Source organism: Streptococcus mitis (assembly GCF_002096845.1).
Classification (GTDB): Bacteria; Bacillota; Bacilli; order Lactobacillales; family Streptococcaceae; genus Streptococcus; species Streptococcus mitis_A.
Genome location: NZ_NCVK01000003.1, coordinates 32,210 through 48,440, shown reverse-complemented (window position 1 = coordinate 48,440; position 16,231 = coordinate 32,210). Strand labels below are relative to the sequence as shown.

Annotated in this window: 21 protein-coding genes; 20 read left to right on the top strand and 1 reads right to left on the bottom strand. The window is 41.2% G+C overall.

Annotation, left to right across the window (positions count from 1 at the left end):
• Positions 1-3 precede the first annotated feature (3 nt).
• The 3 genes from B7695_RS00945 (at position 4) to yaaA (ending at position 2,635) form a co-directional block, all read left to right on the top strand.
• Positions 4-1,599, top strand: coding sequence for a hypothetical protein (locus B7695_RS00945; RefSeq protein ID WP_084889352.1), 1,596 nt, complete (start codon positions 4-6; stop codon positions 1,597-1,599).
• A gap of 64 nt (positions 1,600-1,663) precedes the next feature.
• On the top strand, positions 1,664-1,828 hold the full coding sequence (locus tag B7695_RS00940) for a YczI family protein (protein WP_000508327.1): 165 nt from the start codon (positions 1,664-1,666) through the stop codon (positions 1,826-1,828).
• Positions 1,829-1,906: 78 nt separating this feature from the next.
• Entirely contained in the window at positions 1,907-2,635 is a 729-nt protein-coding gene (gene yaaA, locus B7695_RS00935; protein ID WP_084889351.1) for a peroxide stress protein YaaA, read from the top strand.
• 237 nt (positions 2,636-2,872) lie between these two features.
• On the opposite strand, the gene B7695_RS00930 is transcribed toward yaaA, so the two are convergent.
• Positions 2,873-3,421 (bottom strand): NADPH-dependent FMN reductase, encoded by a 549-nt coding sequence (locus B7695_RS00930; RefSeq protein ID WP_084889350.1) that lies wholly within the window; start codon positions 3,419-3,421, stop codon positions 2,873-2,875.
• Positions 3,422-3,843: 422 nt separating this feature from the next.
• Here B7695_RS00930 and B7695_RS00925 point away from each other — a divergent pair, with 422 nt between their 5' ends.
• From B7695_RS00925 to B7695_RS00850, 17 genes are all read left to right on the top strand, one after another.
• Entirely contained in the window at positions 3,844-5,040 is a 1,197-nt protein-coding gene (locus B7695_RS00925) for an MFS transporter (RefSeq protein ID WP_084889349.1), read from the top strand.
• A gap of 291 nt (positions 5,041-5,331) precedes the next feature.
• Entirely contained in the window at positions 5,332-5,820 is a 489-nt protein-coding gene (locus tag B7695_RS00920; protein ID WP_192855700.1) for a cell wall elongation regulator TseB-like domain-containing protein, read from the top strand.
• Positions 5,817-7,004 carry a pyridoxal phosphate-dependent aminotransferase gene (locus tag B7695_RS00915; RefSeq protein WP_084889348.1) on the top strand — a complete coding sequence of 396 codons (1,188 nt, stop codon included), beginning with the start codon at positions 5,817-5,819 and terminating at the stop codon, positions 7,002-7,004. Before B7695_RS00920 ends, B7695_RS00915 begins: the two co-directional genes overlap by 4 nt.
• On the top strand, positions 6,997-7,362 hold the full coding sequence (locus B7695_RS10630) for a VOC family protein (protein ID WP_142358838.1): 366 nt from the start codon (positions 6,997-6,999) through the stop codon (positions 7,360-7,362). The genes B7695_RS00915 and B7695_RS10630 overlap by 8 nt, the downstream gene beginning before the upstream one ends.
• A gap of 18 nt (positions 7,363-7,380) precedes the next feature.
• Positions 7,381-8,724, top strand: a complete 1,344-nt coding sequence (asnS, locus tag B7695_RS00910; protein WP_142358837.1) for an asparagine--tRNA ligase — start codon at positions 7,381-7,383, stop codon at positions 8,722-8,724.
• Between the two features lie 152 nt (positions 8,725-8,876).
• Positions 8,877-9,167 (top strand): 30S ribosomal protein S6, encoded by a 291-nt coding sequence (gene rpsF, locus B7695_RS00905; RefSeq protein WP_084889347.1) that lies wholly within the window; start codon positions 8,877-8,879, stop codon positions 9,165-9,167.
• Between the two features lie 13 nt (positions 9,168-9,180).
• The gene (gene ssbA, locus B7695_RS00900; protein ID WP_000609602.1) at positions 9,181-9,651 is read left to right on the top strand and encodes a single-stranded DNA-binding protein SsbA; all 471 of its coding nucleotides are present in this window, start codon (positions 9,181-9,183) and stop codon (positions 9,649-9,651) included.
• Between the two features lie 32 nt (positions 9,652-9,683).
• Positions 9,684-9,923: a 30S ribosomal protein S18 gene (gene rpsR, locus B7695_RS00895; RefSeq protein WP_000068664.1), complete on the top strand. Its 240-nt coding sequence runs from the start codon at positions 9,684-9,686 to the stop codon at positions 9,921-9,923.
• Positions 9,924-10,094: 171 nt separating this feature from the next.
• The gene (locus B7695_RS00890; RefSeq protein ID WP_084889376.1) at positions 10,095-10,598 is read left to right on the top strand and encodes a GNAT family N-acetyltransferase; all 504 of its coding nucleotides are present in this window, start codon (positions 10,095-10,097) and stop codon (positions 10,596-10,598) included.
• Positions 10,599-10,680: 82 nt separating this feature from the next.
• Positions 10,681-12,081 carry a bifunctional Cof-type HAD-IIB family hydrolase/peptidylprolyl isomerase gene (locus tag B7695_RS00885; protein WP_084889346.1) on the top strand — a complete coding sequence of 467 codons (1,401 nt, stop codon included), beginning with the start codon at positions 10,681-10,683 and terminating at the stop codon, positions 12,079-12,081.
• 1 nt (position 12,082) lies between these two features.
• Complete coding sequence (locus B7695_RS00880) at positions 12,083-12,442, top strand: S1 RNA-binding domain-containing protein (RefSeq protein ID WP_084889345.1); 360 nt, start codon at positions 12,083-12,085, stop codon at positions 12,440-12,442.
• A gap of 52 nt (positions 12,443-12,494) precedes the next feature.
• A complete protein-coding gene (locus tag B7695_RS00875; protein ID WP_033685376.1) occupies positions 12,495-13,244 on the top strand; it encodes a tRNA1(Val) (adenine(37)-N6)-methyltransferase in 750 nt (249 codons plus the stop codon).
• Positions 13,234-13,518, top strand: a complete 285-nt coding sequence (locus B7695_RS00870; RefSeq protein ID WP_084889344.1) for a GIY-YIG nuclease family protein — start codon at positions 13,234-13,236, stop codon at positions 13,516-13,518. Before B7695_RS00875 ends, B7695_RS00870 begins: the two co-directional genes overlap by 11 nt.
• Positions 13,508-13,747 (top strand): hypothetical protein, encoded by a 240-nt coding sequence (locus B7695_RS11320; RefSeq protein WP_084889343.1) that lies wholly within the window; start codon positions 13,508-13,510, stop codon positions 13,745-13,747. Before B7695_RS00870 ends, B7695_RS11320 begins: the two co-directional genes overlap by 11 nt.
• Before the next feature lie 189 nt (positions 13,748-13,936).
• Positions 13,937-14,872, top strand: coding sequence for a manganese-dependent inorganic pyrophosphatase (locus tag B7695_RS00860; protein WP_084889342.1), 936 nt, complete (start codon positions 13,937-13,939; stop codon positions 14,870-14,872).
• Between the two features lie 195 nt (positions 14,873-15,067).
• Positions 15,068-15,577, top strand: a complete 510-nt coding sequence (locus B7695_RS00855; protein WP_419991783.1) for a YiiX/YebB-like N1pC/P60 family cysteine hydrolase — start codon at positions 15,068-15,070, stop codon at positions 15,575-15,577.
• Complete coding sequence (locus tag B7695_RS00850) at positions 15,561-16,211, top strand: DUF1803 domain-containing protein (RefSeq protein ID WP_084889340.1); 651 nt, start codon at positions 15,561-15,563, stop codon at positions 16,209-16,211. Before B7695_RS00855 ends, B7695_RS00850 begins: the two co-directional genes overlap by 17 nt.
• Positions 16,212-16,231: the final 20 nt, after the last annotated feature.

Genomic DNA, 16,231 nt, shown 5'->3' with positions numbered 1-16,231 from the left:
CAAATGAAACGAATAGTCTTTGAACTTATTTTTATCGCAACGACCTGGTATATCTTTTTACCGCCTCTTAACCTGACCAGCTGGGAATTTCTCTTTTTCCTCTGTGGGCATTTGCTGCTTGTGGCAATCTTATTTGGCTTTGGCAAGGGGATAAACCTTGTCAAAACGGTTCATGTGCGCCACGGCAAGGCGGAAGCTGCCTTAAATCTAGAGGGTTTCAAAATCAATCGGTTAGGGAAAATCCTTTTAGCTTCTATTGGAGGAATTCTTCTCTTAGCAGCCTTGGTTTCCTTAGTGACTTCCAGCATTTTTCAGGCTAAAAATTATGCCAATGTAGTCACGGTTACGGAAAAAGACTTCACTGAATTTCCTAAGACTGACACCAGTAAGGTTCCAATCTTAGATAGAAGTACTGCTGAAAAAATTGGCGACCGCTACTTGGGTTCCCTAACGGACAAGGTATCGCAGTATGTAGCGGCAGATACCTATACCCAATTGACGATTGATGGGAAACCTTATCGAGTTACGCCACTAGAATACGCAGATCCTATCAAATGGTTTAACAATCAGGCCAAGGGAATCGGCGAGTATATCAAGGTGGACATGGTAACCGGGAATGCGGACTTGGTGGACTTGAAGACACCAATCAAGTATTCGGACTCGGAGTATTTTAACCGCGATGTCAAGCGTCACCTGCGCTTGAAGTACCCAACCAAGATCTTCAAAACTCCATCTTTCGAGGTGGACGATGAGGGTAATCCTTTCTATGTAGCAACGGTTTACAAAAAGCAATTTGGACTGGCGGTTCCTCGTCCTGTTTCAGTCATTATCTTGGATGCCACAAATGGAGAAACCAAGGAATACAGCTTGGCAGATGTTCCAGAATGGGTGGACAGGGTCTATCCAGCTGAGGAAACCATCGAGCAAATCAACTACAACGGCAAGTACAAGGACGGTTTCTGGAATGCCATGATTTCCAAGAAAAACGTGACCCAGACTACCAAGGGCTATAATTACTTATCTATCGGCAATGACATCTATCTTTACACAGGTGTGACATCGACCAATGCAGATGAAAGTAATCTTGGTTTCATACTTGAAAATATGCGAACAGGAGAAATCACCAAGTACAGCTTGGCTTCAGCGACTGAAGAATCGGCCCGTGAATCAGCCGAAGGTGCTGTCCAAGAGAAATCATACAAGGCAACCTTCCCAATCCTCATCAACCTCAATGACAAGCCTTTGTACATCATGGGCTTGAAGGACAATGCTGGATTGGTCAAAGAGTACGCCCTGGTAGACGCAGTCGAGTACCAAAATGTTATCGTAGCTACTACAGTGGAAGAATTGCTCAGCAAGTATGCTAATAAAAACGACCTTGAAATTGACAATGAAACCAAAGAAAGTATCAAGGGTGTGGTAGCAGACCTCAAATCAGCTGTTATCAAGGGAGATACCGTCTACTTCTTTAAAGTTGATGGCAAGATATACAAGGTCAAGGCTTCTGTATCTGATGAACTTCCTTACCTAGAAAATGGTAAAAACTTTGAAGGTCAAGTAGGAAAAGACAATTATCTCAAGACCTTTAAGGTACAGTAAAAAAGGTTTATTTAAGAAATATATATTATAATAAGGTGAATTAAGACTAATGGAGGACAAACAAATGGGTTTTTATGTGATGGTTGCTTCAATGCTACTCGGACTGCTCGCTTTGAAGATAGGTTTTTCTCAGTTCAAGGAGAAAAAAGATAAATTCTTATCTATCTTAACAAGTTTAGCTGGCCTAGCACTTGTTCTCGTAGCTGTCTGGTTAGGATGGCCAAAATAAATAGAGAAGCCTCGGTCAAACCGAGGTTTTTCAGATGAATTTCTTGGTTGTGGCCAAAAAATATGCTACACTATCAATATGAAAATTTTAATCCCAACAGCAAAAGAAATGAACACAGACTTGCCGAGTATCGCAGCAACTCCTTTAAAACCAGAAAGTCAGCCTGTGCTTGATGCCTTGGCTCTCTATTCTGCTAGTGATTTGGAAACTTTTTATAAGATCTCAGCCGAGAAGGCGGCGGAAGAATTTCAACATATCCAAGCTTTGAAAAGTCAAACTGCTCAACACTACCCAGCCTTGAAACTCTTTGATGGTCTCATGTATCGTCACATTAAGAGAGACAAACTGACTGAGGCAGAACAAGCCTATCTTGAAAATCATGTCTTTATCACCTCGGCTTTGTACGGTGTCGTTCCAGCCTTGTCACCCATATCCCCTCACCGTTTGGACTTTTTAATGAAATTAAAAGTCGCAGGTAAGACTTTGAAAAGCCATTGGAAGTCAGCCTATGATGAGGCTGTGAAGACGGAAGAAGTGATTTTCTCCCTCTTGTCATCCGAGTTTGAGACTGTATTTTCTAAGGAAATTAGAGAAAAAATGGTGACCTTCAAATTTATGGAGGATAAGGGCGGTCAGTTGAAAATCCACTCAACTATCTCCAAGAAAGCGCGCGGGGCCTTTCTAACAGCTTTAATAGAAAATCAAGTACAAACTGTGGAGGAAGCACGTCGCTTAAGATTTGCAGGATTTAACTACCGAGAGGACCTGTCCCAGCTACAGGAATTGATTTTTGTTAAGGAAGTATGAAAATATATTTTGTATTGGACAATATGTATCATCAGCTATTTTATACTCTTCGAAAATCAAATTCAAACTACGTCAGCTTCGCCTTGCCGTACTCAAGTACAGCCTACGGCTAGCTTCCTAGTTTGCTCTTTGATTTTCATTGAGTATTAGTTTATAAATGAGAAAAAAGCGAACAAGCTAGCCTTCTGAGTGTCAGAAAAGTAGTCTTGTTCGCTTTTATTATGTTAGTTACTTTAGTTACTTGATAGCATTAACCAAGTCTTGAGCTTGTTTTTCAAGTGAATTTAGGACTGTTTCTTCAAGAACCAATTTTCCGTCTGCCCAAGCAGAGTTGTTAACACGTGCAGCAGTGAAGTCGCCAACGACTTGTGTACGGATAAATGGCAAGAGGTCTTTGTAGATAGCAAAGAGTTTATCGTGACCTGTATTGGCTACAGATGATACTGTAACTAACTTGTCTTGAAGGGCAGAAGCTCCACGTGTATCAGACAAGTCAAGGGCACGAGATAGCCAGTCAAGCAAGTTTTTCACTGTTCCAGGGATAGAGGAGTTATAGACTGGAGAGAAGATCCAGATGGCATCAGCAGCGAGAACCGCTTCACGAGCTGCAGCCACAGCTGGATGTGTTGGAACTTCCAAATCTTGGCTAAAGAGGGGAAGGGCTGAGTAATCAAGGTAGCTAACTTCTGCTTTACCAGCAAGTACTTTCTCAGCTTCGAGAGCCATTTGGTGGTTGAAAGAACCTTGACGTAGTGAACCGACGATAAATAATACTTTTTTAGACATGATGTGTCTCCTTTTTTTAAATTTACGAGAATTTTCTCGTTGTTATAAAATATATTACAACAAAATAAGGCAACTTGCAAGAAATTTGCTCGGAGTTTATTTGAATATTATAAAATTGCAGAAACTCTAGTCATTTGTGACTGAAAAAGTAAGAACTGTTTCCGTTGGATTCTGCTTTTCTTCGATTTTCCATGAGTATTCCTATATTCTCTTGTAATATGATGACATAAGTGCTAAAATAAACAAGAAAACTCGCAATAGAAACCGCAGAACAGCTATTTTCCGGTATCATTTCATAAATCATTAAAGGAACAATAATGGCATTGAAGAATGCTTCTAAAAGGGGTGGAGATCATGTAAGGCAAAGATTAACAAGTGACGGACAAAAGAAATAATAATAATACACTTGTTAAGGAGAAAAGATGTTAATAAGAAATTATCGGAAAAATATTGGCCTGATGGCCGGAGTTGAGTTTTTTGCATTTCTAGGGATTACTAGTTTTTGGATTCTCTTTCTCAGTCAAAACGGCATGTCTCTTTGGCAGATTGGACTTCTGGAGAGTATTTTTCATACTACCAGTCTTCTCTGTGAAATTCCATCTGGTATGTTAGCTGACCGTTATTCCTATAAAACCAACCTTTATTTAAGTAGAATAGCAGGAATTGTGTCTTCTATTCTTATGTTGGCTGGGCAGGGGAATTTTTGGATTTATGCCCTAGCAATGGCGGTGAGTGCCTTGTCTTATAATTTTGATTCAGGAACAAGCGCAGCAATGGTCTATGACTCGGCTGTAGAGGCTGGACTAAAAGAACGCTATCTATCCATTTCAAGCTTCCTATCAGGAGTGTTAGAAGGAACTCGATCTTTGGGGACAGTTTTGGCAGGATTTTTTGTCCATGGCCAATTGCACCTGACCTACTATATCATGATTGCCACTTCTATCATAGTTCTTGTCTTGATTTGGATGCTGAAAGAACCCAGTGTCAAGCTAGAAAAAGCTGATAGTGTGACCATGAAACAGATTATTTGGACTGTTAAGGAAGAGTTGGAGCGAAATCCCATGCTGTTCAACTGGATGATTTTGTCTCAGATTGTTGGAACACTCATGTGCATGTTTTATTTTTACTATCAAAATCAGTTACCAGATTTAAGTAGTTGGCAAATTTCAGCAGTTATGCTACTTGGTAGTCTCTTGAATATCGTCGCAGTCTATCTAGCGAGTAAGATTGGAAAGAAATATGCTGCCTTGAAGCTTTTCCCTGTCCTCGTCCTGCTGACTGGAGTTACCTACCTGCTGTCCTATTTTGGAACACCTCTAATCTATATTTTGATTTATTTGATTAGTAATGCTCTATATGCTCTTTTTCAGCCCATTTTTGACAACGATTTGCAAGAGCGCCTTCCAAGTGAAGTAAGGGCAACCATGCTGAGTGTCTACTCTATGATGTTTAGCCTGAGTATGATTGTCTTCTTCCCACTGACAGGCTGGTTGATTGACCATTTAGGCTTTGTAGTAACATTTCTTTATCTAGGATTCTTTTTAGTTATGGTTGGCCTTCTACTGGCTATCTTTTTAGGAAAAATGGCTAAAAGAATGGATGATAAAATGATTCCATAAATCAAAAAAATTACGAAAACTTGAGTGCCAAGCTCAAGTTTTTTAATATCTTGATTTCGCTTGTGTCTTTACTTTTCTTGCTCGGTTTTAACTAAGAAAAATCTGTTTGCTTTGAAGGAAGAAATAGAATTGGTTTCTTATACTCAATGAAAATCAAAGAGCAAACTAGGAAGCAAGCCGCAGACAGTACTTGGGTACGGCAAGGCGACGCTGACAAAGTTTGAATTGGATTTTCGCAGAGTATTCTTGCATTCACTTGTAATAAAGCCTAATAGATGGTAAAATAGACGAGTGAAAAAAAGACAAAACAAAGCAAAAAATAATCTACTGTGGCAGTATGGTCTAGGGATGACGATTTTGTTTGTGGTTATCAGTGCTTCCTTTCTGTATCTAGTGTTTCTGAGTATGAAACCTTATCAAACAGCTAAAAGTGAAGGAGAAAAATTAGCTCAGCAGTATGCAGGATTAGAGCAGGCTGATCAAGTTGACTTATACAATGGCTTGGAATCTTATTATAGTGTTCTTGGTCGTAATAAAAAACAAGAAGTACTTGCTGTCCTGATCGGAAAAGATGACCATAAGATTTACGTTTATCAGCTAAATCAGGGTATTTCACAAGAAAAAGCAGAAGCTCTTTCTAAGGAAAAAGGAGCTGGCGAGATTGACAAGATTACCTTTGGCCGTTATCAAGACAAGCCTATCTGGGAAGTTAAGTCAGGCTCTGATTTTTATCTAGTAGATTTTGAAACAGGAGCATTGGTCAATAAGGAGGGCCTATGAAACTATCCAACCGTGTTTTAGAAATGGAAGAAAGTGTAACCTTGGCTGCTGGAGCCCGTGCTAAAGCACTGAAGGCTGAGGGCAGAGATATTTTGTCTCTAACCTTGGGTGAGCCAGATTTCACTACTCCAAAAAATATCCAAGATGCCGCCATTGCATCGATTCAAGATGGGCGTGCTTCTTTTTATACAGTAACCTCAGGTCTGCCAGAACTTAAGGCAGCGGTCAATACCTACTTTGAGCGCTTTTACGGCTATTCTGTAGCGCCAAATCAAGTGACAGTCGCTGCTGGAGCCAAATATTCTCTCTATACCTTCTTTATGGCTGTGGTCAATCCAGGTGATGAGGTTATCATCCCAACCCCCTACTGGGTCAGCTATGGAGATCAGGTCAAGATGGCAGAAGGGGTACCAATCTTTGTTCCTGCTAAGGAAGACAATCACTTTAAGGTGACCGTAGAGCAGTTAGAAGCAGCTCGCACAGACAAGACCAAGGTTTTGGTGCTGAATTCACCATCCAATCCGACAGGAATGATTTACACCCGTGAGGAACTCTTGGCAATCGGAAACTGGGCTGTAGAAAAGGATATTCTCATCCTAGCAGATGATATCTATGGTCGCTTGGTCTATAATGGCCATGAATTCACACCGATTTCTAGCCTATCGGAAGAGATTCGCAAGCAAACAGTGATCATCAATGGTGTGTCTAAAACCTATGCTATGACTGGTTGGCGGATTGGCTATGCCGTCGGAGAAGCAGAAATTATCGCTGCCATGTCCAAGATTGCTGGTCAAACAACTTCGAATCCGTCAGCAGTAGCCCAGTATGCAGCAGTTGAGGCTCTATCAGGCGAGCAAGATACGGTAGAAAGCATGCGTCAGGCTTTTGAGGAGCGTCTCAATACCATCTATCCCCTTCTTGCTGAGGTGCCTGGATTTGAAGTGGTCAAACCGCAAGGAGCTTTCTATCTCTTTCCAAATGTTAAAAAAGCCATGGAGATGAAAGGCTATACGGATGTGACAGAATTTACAACCGCTATCCTAGAAGAAGCTGAAGTGGCCTTGGTAACAGGAGCAGGTTTTGGAGCGCCAGAAAATGTCCGCCTCAGCTATGCGACAGACCTAGACACGCTTAAAGAAGCAGTTAAACGCTTGAAAGCATTTATGGGTAGTGAGAATGATTGATCATTTTGAAATTAAGGTAAAGGATTTACAAATTTCAGAAAGATTTTATAGGAGATTTCTCGCTCCTTTGGGCTATAAATTGGCTTTTAGGACGCCTTCTCTAATCAGTTTTCTTGCCCCAAACAGCCCTCATCCTGGTGGAGATTTTTGGCTGGCTCAGGGGACACAAGATCCTATTCACTTTGCTTTCTTAGCAGAAAATAAGGAAGAGGTTCAAGCTTGTTATGAGGCTGGCTTAGAGGCAAGTGGGCGAGACAATGGAGCTCCTGGTTATCGCAGTGAGCAACCGATTTACTACGCTGCTTTTGTGATTGACCCAGATGGGAACAATATAGAAGTGGTTTGCCATAAAGAATAAAAAAGAAAAGGAAAAACAATGACAAAACGTGTAACGATTATTGATGTAAAAGACTATGTTGGTCAGGAAGTGACGATTGGCGCTTGGGTTGCCAACAAATCAGGAAAAGGGAAAATCGCCTTCTTGCAATTGCGTGACGGAACAGCCTTCTTCCAAGGTGTAGCCTTTAAACCAAACTTTGTAGAAAAATTTGGTGAAGAAGTAGGAGCTGAAAAGTTTGATGTCATCAAACGCTTGAGCCAAGAAACTTCTGTTTATGTGACAGGAATTGTCAAAGAGGACGAACGTTCTAAGTTTGGTTATGAGTTGGACATTACAGACATCGAAGTGATTGGTGAATCTCAAGACTACCCAATCACACCAAAAGAACACGGAACAGACTTCTTGATGGACAACCGTCACTTGTGGCTACGCTCTCGTAAGCAAGTAGCAGTGATGCAAATCCGTAACGCTATTATCTATGCGACTTATGAGTTCTTCGACAAGAACGGTTTCATGAAGTTTGATAGTCCAATTCTTTCAGGAAATGCGGCAGAAGATTCAACAGAACTCTTTGAAACAGACTACTTCGGAACTCCAGCTTACTTAAGCCAATCAGGTCAGCTTTACCTAGAAGCAGGTGCTATGGCTCTTGGTCGTGTCTTTGACTTTGGTCCAGTATTCCGTGCTGAAAAATCAAAAACGCGTCGTCACTTGACTGAGTTCTGGATGATGGACGCAGAGTATTCATACTTGACACACGATGAGTCACTTGACTTGCAAGAGGCTTATGTAAAAGCTCTTCTACAAGGTGTTCTTGACCGTGCGCCTCAAGCCTTGGAAACCTTGGAACGTGATACAGAACTCTTGAAACGCTACATTGCAGAGCCCTTTAAACGCATTACCTACGATCAAGCTATTGACCTCTTGCAAGAGCATGAAAATGATGAAGACGCTGACTACGAACATCTTGAGCATGGTGATGACTTTGGTTCACCACACGAAACGTGGATTTCAAACCACTTTGGTGTGCCAACTTTTGTCATGAACTATCCAGCAGCCATCAAGGCCTTCTACATGAAACCAGTTCCTGGAAATCCAGAGCGCGTGCTTTGTGCAGACTTGCTTGCTCCAGAAGGCTATGGAGAAATCATCGGTGGTTCTATGCGCGAGGAAGACTACGATGCCCTTGTCGCTAAGATGGATGAACTTGGCATGGATCGTACAGAGTATGAATTCTACCTTGACCTTCGTAAATACGGTACAGTTCCACACGGTGGATTTGGTATCGGTATCGAGCGTATGGTAACTTTCGCAGCAGGAACAAAACATATCCGTGAAGCCATTCCGTTCCCACGTATGTTGCACCGTATCAAACCATAAGAACAGGAAAACGTCCATGTGGCGTTTTTTCGAATTCTAGAGTTTTTACTTGCGTAAAAAAATTTTTTCTAGTATAATAGTTTATTGTGAGCGAACCTCACTTACCCCTTGCAAAGTCTTGGGGTCATTAGACCAAAAGGAGGAACATATCAATGGCTAAATACGAAATTCTTTATATCATTCGTCCAAACATTGAAGAAGAAGCTAAAAACGCTTTGGTAGCACGTTTTGACTCTATTTTGACTGACAACGGTGCAACTGTTGTTGAATCAAAAACTTGGGAAAAACGCCGTCTTGCATACGAAATCAAAGATTTCCGTGAAGGACTTTACCACATCGTTAACGTTGAAGCAAACGACGACGTAGCTCTTAAAGAGTTTGACCGTCTTTCAAAAATCAACGCTGACATTCTTCGTCACATGATCGTCAAAACTGACGCGTAAGAAGGTAAAAACTATGATTAACAATGTTGTACTTGTAGGGCGTATGACACGTGACGCTGAGTTGCGTTATACCCCATCAAATGTAGCAGTTGCGACTTTTACTCTTGCAGTAAACCGTACATTTAAGAGTCAAAATGGCGAACGTGAGGCTGATTTTATCAATGTCGTTATGTGGCGCCAACAGGCTGAAAACCTTGCTAATTGGGCTAAAAAAGGCTCACTTATCGGGGTGACAGGTCGTATCCAGACTCGTAGTTACGATAACCAGCAAGGACAACGTGTCTACGTGACAGAGGTCGTGGCTGAGAATTTCCAAATGTTGGAAAGCCGTAGTGTGCGTGAGGGTCACACAGGTGGAGCTTACTCTGCACCAAGTTCAAACTATTCAGCGCCTACAAATTCAGTACCAGACTTTTCACGTGATGAAAATCCATTTGGAGCAACAAATCCATTGGATATTTCAGATGATGATTTACCATTCTAATGGACAAGTAAAATTATAAAGGAGAAAAAAACATGGCTCAACAACGTCGTGGCGGATTCAAACGCCGTAAAAAAGTTGATTACATCGCAGCAAACAAAATTGAATATGTTGATTACAAAGATACTGAGCTTCTTAGCCGTTTCGTTTCAGAACGTGGGAAAATCCTTCCTCGTCGTGTAACAGGAACTTCAGCTAAAAACCAACGTAAAGTAACAACAGCTATCAAACGCGCTCGCGTAATGGCTTTGATGCCTTTCGTAAACGAAGATTAAAGAAAAGACCCGGTTGGGTCTTTTTTTCAGGTTCAGTGGACCTCTTTTTCATGAGCTTTGAAACAAGAAAGCGAATTGAGACTCGGTTGGGTCTTTTTTCACGAGATAGTTTTTTTCTGACCTTGGCGTGCTATAATGGTGATAGAAAGAGTAAAGATTGGTAAGACAAAGATGAATTGTACGATTAGAAATATGATTAAGTCTGATATTGAATCCTTATCTCATGGATTTATGAATCAAGGTTGGCCTGGTAGAGAGGAAATTTTGGCTAGATATTTTCTGGAACAGGAAAGTGGGGATAGAGAAGTCTTAGTTGCAGAGATTGATGGTGCTGTAGCGGGCTACGTTACCATTTTGCCCTCTGCTAAACATGGTCCTTTTGCAGAAGTCTATCCAGAATTATCAGATTTTAATGTGTTTGAGCCTTTTCGAAATCAAGGGATTGGTAATCAACTGCTAGAAGAAGCAGAAAAACGAGTCAAGTTTGTTTCGAGTAAGGTCACTCTTGGTGTAGGTTTGCACTTGGGGTATGGTCCTGCTCAGAGATTGTATATCAAACGGGGCTACATTCCAGATGGGACAGGTGTCTGGTATCGAAATCAACCCTTGGAAATGAATGCAACTAGCCAAAATAATGATGATTTGGTTTTGTATCTAGTAAAGGAATTCGGATAAGAGATAAGGATTTTATTGGGGATGTGGGATTTAGGCTACTTTATGGTATAATGGAAAGAGTTAGATTGAAAGAGGTAGTGAGATGGATGCCAAATTAAAATACAAGGCAAAGAAGATTAAGATTGTCTTTTTTGATATTGATGATACATTGCGGAATTCAAAGACAGGTTTTATTCCAGCTTCAATCCCAACTGTTTTTAAGCAATTACGTGAGAAAGGAATTTTGACAGGTATTGCTTCTGGACGAGGGATTTTTGGTGTCGTGCCAGAAATTCGTGAACTCAAGCCTGACTTTTTTGTGACCTTGAATGGGGCCTATATTGAAGATAAAAAAGGTCAGGTTATTTATCAACATCAGATTGAGAAGTCAGATGTTGAGGAGTATATCTCTTGGATTAAGCAAGAAGGAATTGAGTATGGTTTGGTTGGGAGTCATGATGCCAAGTTGTCGACTCGCACCGATATGATTAGTGAAGCTATCAATCCAATTTATCCCGATTTAGATGTAGATCCAGATTTCCATGAAAAAGAAGATATCTATCAGATGTGGACTTTTGAAGATAAGGGAGATGACTTGCACTTGCCTGATAGTCTCTCAGACAAACTTCGCATGGTTCGTTGGCATCAACATTCGTCTGATATTGTGCCGATTTCAGGCTCCAAAGCGACGGGTGTGGAAAAAGTTGTGGAACACCTTGGATTCAAACCAGAGAACGTCATGGTTTTTGGAGATGGGCTGAATGACTTGGAACTCTTTGATTATGCTGGAATCAGCGTTGCAATGGAAATTTCTCATGATAACATCAAAGAAAAAGCAGATTATATTACAAAAACATTAGAAGAAGATGGCATTTTTGATGCCTTAGAAGGATTTGGTATGGTAGAAAAAGAATTGCATTTTCCACAAGTAGACATTGAAGTAGTAGAAGGTCCTATCGCGACTATTAAGACCAATCACGGAGACTTGCGTATCAAGCTCTTCCCAGAGCATGCTCCTAAAACAGTGGCTAACTTTGTAGCTCTTTCTAAAGATGGCTATTATGATGGTGTCATTTTCCACCGTATTATCAAGGACTTTATGATCCAAGGTGGAGACCCAACTGGAACTGGTATGGGTGGCGAGTCAATCTACGGTGAATCATTTGAGGATGAGTTCTCAGAAGAACTTTACAATATCCGTGGTGCTCTTTCTATGGCTAATGCTGGTCCAAATACCAATGGCAGCCAGTTCTTTATCGTCCAAAACCAGCACCTGCCTTATTCTAAGAAAGAAATTGCTCGTGGTGGTTGGCCAGAACCGATTGCGGAAATCTATGCCAACCAAGGTGGAACCCCTCACCTAGACCGCCGTCACACGGTTTTTGGTCAGTTAACTGATGAAGCTTCTTACGCTGTTTTGGATGCTATTGCTGCTGTTGAGACAGGGGCTATGGACAAGCCAGTTGAAGATGTTGTGATTGAAACAATTGAAATCGAGAACTAAGATGAAAATCGGTGATAAGCTAAAGGGGCGTATTACAGGGATTCAGCCCTACGGAGCCTTTGTTGAACTAGAGACGGGTGATACGGGGCTGATTCACATTTCAGAGATTCGGACAGGCTTTATTGAAAATATCCAAGAAGCCTTGAAAGTCGATGAAGAGGTTCAGGTTCAAGTAGTGGATTTAGATGAATTTACAGGGAAAGCTAGTCTTTCTATCCGTACTTTGGAGGAAGAAAAGCACCAGTTTCCAAGACGGAGACGCTTTTCAAGCGATCGTTTTAACTATGGCTTCGCTCCTCTCAAACGAATGATGCCAATTTGGACTAAGGAAGCCCTTCAACATTTGAAGAAGAAGCACTAGTTAGAACCTCCTACCTTTTGTAATGTTAATATAAATTTGCTATAATAGAATCATGGAAGAAGAACAATTATTAAAATCAGGAGAGCGTATTAACCAGCTCTTTTCGACAGATATTAAAATCATTCAAAATAGAGAGGTTTTTAGCTATTCGGTGGATAGTGTTCTCTTGTCACGCTTTCCACGTTTCCCTAAGAAGGGATTGATTGTGGATTTCTGTGCTGGGAATGGAGCAGTGGGGCTTTTTGCTAGCACTCGTACTCAAGCACAGATATTGGCTGTTGAGATTCAGGAGCGTTTGGCGGATATGGCTGAACGCTCTGTCCGTTTGAATGGTTTGGAAGAACAGATGGAGGTCATCTGTGATGATTTGAAAAATATGCCTGCTTACATCCAGGGAAGTAAGGTGGATATGATTTTGTGTAATCCACCCTATTTCAAGGTGGATCCTCATTCAAACCTGAACGAGAGCGAACATTATCTCTTGGCGCGACATGAAATCACGACCAATTTGCAGGAAATCTGTCGTAGTGCCCAGAGTATTCTTAAATCTAATGGGCGCTTGGCTATGGTTCATCGTCCTGATCGACTTCTGGATATTTTGGATACCTTACAACGGCATAATCTAGCTCCTAAGCGCCTGCAGTTTGTTTATCCAAAAAGAGAAAAGGAAGCCAATATGCTTTTGATTGAGGCTATCAAGGATGGTTCAACAAGTGGCTTTAAGGTCTTGCCACCTCTCATTGTCCACAATGATGATGGCTCTTATACGCCGGAACTCGAAGAGATTTATTATGGATCATAAGGCTTATATGTACGTGCTGGAGTGCCGTGATGGATCTTACTATACAGGCTATACGACTGATGTGAGAAGACGCCTCGCTGTCCACAATAGTGGGAAGGGAGCCAAATACACACGAGCACGCTTGCCAGTCAAACTCATCTATGCTCAAGGTTTTGCCAGTAAGGAAGAAGCCATGTCGGCAGAAGCCCTTCTCAAGCGTAAGAAGAGACCACAGAAGGAAAGATTTTTATCTGAAAATCAAGATAGAAATTTACTCATACTCAATGAAAATTAAAGAGGAAACTAGGAAGCTAGCCGTAGGTTGCTCAAAGCACTGCTTTGAGGTTGTAGATAAGACTGACGAAGTCAGCTCAAAACACTGCTTTGAGGTTGTAGATAAGACTGACGAAGTCAGCTCAAAACACTGCTTTGAGGTTGTAGATAAGACTGACGAAGTCAGCTCAAAACACTGCTTTGAGGTTGTAGATAAGACTGACGAAGTCAGCTCAAAAACACTGTTTTGAGGTTGTGGATAGAACTGACGAAGTCAGTAACCATACCTACGGCAAGGCGAAGCTGACGTAGTTTGAAGAGATTTTCGAAGAGTATCAGTTATTTTGAACAATTGTGAGGAGTCCTTTGACTCCTCTTACTTTTGTCAAAAAGCGAAAAAAATGCTACAATAAAGAGAATAAACAAAATGAGGTATTATCATGTCTAAGATTCTAGTATTTGGTCACCAAAATCCAGACTCAGATGCCATCGGGTCATCTGTAGCCTTTGCCTACCTTGCAAAAGAAGCTTATGGTTTGGATACGGAAGCTGTTGCCCTTGGAACTCCAAATGAAGAAACAGCCTTTGTCTTGAACTATTTTGGTGTGGAAGCACCGCGTGTTATCACTTCTGCCAAAGCAGAAGGTGCAGAGCAAGTTATCCTGACTGACCACAATGAATTCCAACAATCTGTATCAGATATCGCTGAAGTAGAAGTTTATGGTGTTGTAGACCACCACCGTGTCGCTAACTTTGAAACTGCAAGTCCACTTTACATGCGTTTGGAGCCAGTTGGTTCAGCGTCTTCAATCGTTTATCGTATGTTCAAAGAACATGGTGTAGCTGTGCCTAAAGAGATTGCTGGTTTGATGCTTTCAGGTTTGATTTCAGATACCCTTCTTTTGAAATCACCAACAACACACTCAACAGATAAGGTTATTGCTCCTGAATTGGCTGAATTAGCTGGTGTAAACTTGGAAGAGTATGGTTTAGCTATGTTGAAAGCTGGTACAAACTTGGCTAGCAAATCTGCTGACGAATTGATTGACATCGATGCTAAGACTTTTGAATTGAACGGAAATAATGTCCGTGTTGCCCAAGTAAACACAGTTGATATCGCTGAAGTTTTGGAACGCCAAGCAGAAATTGAAGCTGCAATGCAAGCTGCCAACACAGCAAACGGCTACTCTGACTTTGTCTTGATGATTACAGATATCGTCAACTCAAACTCAGAAATCTTGGCTCTTGGTGCCAATATGGACAAGGTCGAAGCAGCCTTCAACTTCAAACTTGAAAACAATCATGCCTTCCTTGCTGGTGCCGTTTCACGTAAGAAACAAGTGGTACCTCAATTGACTGAAAGCTTCAATGCTTAAGATTTTGAGTGTCAGTTCAAAATAGGAAAGTTTAGTTTGAATTATATCGAAAGGAGTTTCGGCTCCTTTTTTTTCTAGGAGTGAAGCATGTTAGAAAATGGCGATTTGATGCTCAATGAAAATCAAAGAGCAAACTAGGAAGCTAGCCGCAAGCTGTACTTGAGTACGGTAAGGCGACGCTGACGTGGTTTGAATTTGATTTTCGAAGAGTATGATTTTGTGAGAGATGAGTCAGATATGGGACAGGCCATCCAGACTTCCACAGGCAACTATAACCATGTTGCCATTTATTTGGATGGGATGATTTACCATGCTAGTGGACAGGCTGGTGTTATCTGTCAGGAACCAGCAGACTTCTTTGAGTCCAATCATTTGTACGACCTCTATGTCTACCCAGAAATGGATATCCAGTCTGTGAAGGAAAAAGCTTGCAAACACCTGGGAGCTCCCTACAATGCTTCTTTCTATCCAGATGGAGCTGGTTTTTACTGTTCCCAGTACATGGCAGAAATTCTCCCCATTTTTGAAACCATTCCCATGAAATTTGGGGATGGGGAGCGGGAGATTAGTGATTTTTGGAGAGAGTATTATAGAGAACTAGGCCTACCTGTCCCTCTGAACCAGCCGGGGACCAATCCCAGTCAGTTGGCAGCATCGCCTCTGTTAGAATGTAAAGAAAGGAATCTTCATGATTCAGATTTTTAATCCATCTCGTTTGACGAGACAGCCATTTTTTGGAGAATTGATCCGCTATCTGGACCAGCATGATGATGTGATTTTACGGGAAATTAAGGCCAAGTTTCCAGATGTAGCAGTTGACAAACTCATGGAAGAGTATATAAAGGCAGGCTTGATTCTACGGGAAAATAAGCGTTATTACCTTAATCTTCCTATGCTTAAATCACTTGATAGTCTCGAACTGGATCAAGAGATTTTTGTTAAAGAAGATAGTCCGGTCTATCAATCCTTGTTGGAGCAACGTTTTGAGACAGAATTACGAAATCAAACCAATGCAGCTATTCTAGTTGAAAAGACGGACTTTGCGAGAACAAAAATGACCCTGTCCAATTATTTCTACAAGGTCAAACATCAGTATCCTTTGACAGAAAAACAGCAGGAACTCTATACCATTTTAGGAGATGTCAATCCTGAGTATGCTCTCAAATACATGACAACTTTTTTGCTAAAATTTCTCAAAAAAGATCAGCTTATGCAGAAACGCCGTGATATCTTTGTGGACAGTTTGGTTGTCCTAGGTTATATTGTCCAAAATGAAGATGGAAAGTATGAGTTGGCCGTCGACTTTGATAAGGAAAGATTAACTTTCTATTTGGCCTGATTTTTTGTTTCTGAGCACAT

Bases quoted from the DNA above. Each gene is read 5' to 3' on its own strand.
- B7695_RS00925 (WP_084889349.1), top strand. From the start codon at position 3,844: ATGTTAATAAGAAATTATCGGAAAAATATTGGCCTGATGGCCGGAGTT.
- B7695_RS00940 (WP_000508327.1), top strand. From the start codon at position 1,664: ATGGGTTTTTATGTGATGGTTGCTTCAATGCTACTCGGACTGCTCGCT.
- B7695_RS00850 (WP_084889340.1), top strand. From the start codon at position 15,561: ATGATTCAGATTTTTAATCCATCTCGTTTGACGAGACAGCCATTTTTT.
- B7695_RS00870 (WP_084889344.1), top strand. From the start codon at position 13,234: ATGGATCATAAGGCTTATATGTACGTGCTGGAGTGCCGTGATGGATCT.
- B7695_RS00880 (WP_084889345.1), top strand. From the start codon at position 12,083: ATGAAAATCGGTGATAAGCTAAAGGGGCGTATTACAGGGATTCAGCCC.
- B7695_RS00860 (WP_084889342.1), top strand. From the start codon at position 13,937: ATGTCTAAGATTCTAGTATTTGGTCACCAAAATCCAGACTCAGATGCC.
- B7695_RS00945 (WP_084889352.1), top strand. From the start codon at position 4: ATGAAACGAATAGTCTTTGAACTTATTTTTATCGCAACGACCTGGTAT.
- asnS (WP_142358837.1), top strand. From the start codon at position 7,381: ATGACAAAACGTGTAACGATTATTGATGTAAAAGACTATGTTGGTCAG.
- rpsF (WP_084889347.1), top strand. From the start codon at position 8,877: ATGGCTAAATACGAAATTCTTTATATCATTCGTCCAAACATTGAAGAA.
- yaaA (WP_084889351.1), top strand. From the start codon at position 1,907: ATGAAAATTTTAATCCCAACAGCAAAAGAAATGAACACAGACTTGCCG.
- B7695_RS00890 (WP_084889376.1), top strand. From the start codon at position 10,095: ATGAATTGTACGATTAGAAATATGATTAAGTCTGATATTGAATCCTTA.
- rpsR (WP_000068664.1), top strand. From the start codon at position 9,684: ATGGCTCAACAACGTCGTGGCGGATTCAAACGCCGTAAAAAAGTTGAT.
- B7695_RS11320 (WP_084889343.1), top strand. From the start codon at position 13,508: ATGAAAATTAAAGAGGAAACTAGGAAGCTAGCCGTAGGTTGCTCAAAG.
- ssbA (WP_000609602.1), top strand. From the start codon at position 9,181: ATGATTAACAATGTTGTACTTGTAGGGCGTATGACACGTGACGCTGAG.
- B7695_RS00915 (WP_084889348.1), top strand. From the start codon at position 5,817: ATGAAACTATCCAACCGTGTTTTAGAAATGGAAGAAAGTGTAACCTTG.
- B7695_RS00875 (WP_033685376.1), top strand. From the start codon at position 12,495: ATGGAAGAAGAACAATTATTAAAATCAGGAGAGCGTATTAACCAGCTC.
- B7695_RS00930 (WP_084889350.1), bottom strand. From the start codon at position 3,421: ATGTCTAAAAAAGTATTATTTATCGTCGGTTCACTACGTCAAGGTTCT.
- B7695_RS10630 (WP_142358838.1), top strand. From the start codon at position 6,997: ATGATTGATCATTTTGAAATTAAGGTAAAGGATTTACAAATTTCAGAA.
- B7695_RS00885 (WP_084889346.1), top strand. From the start codon at position 10,681: ATGGATGCCAAATTAAAATACAAGGCAAAGAAGATTAAGATTGTCTTT.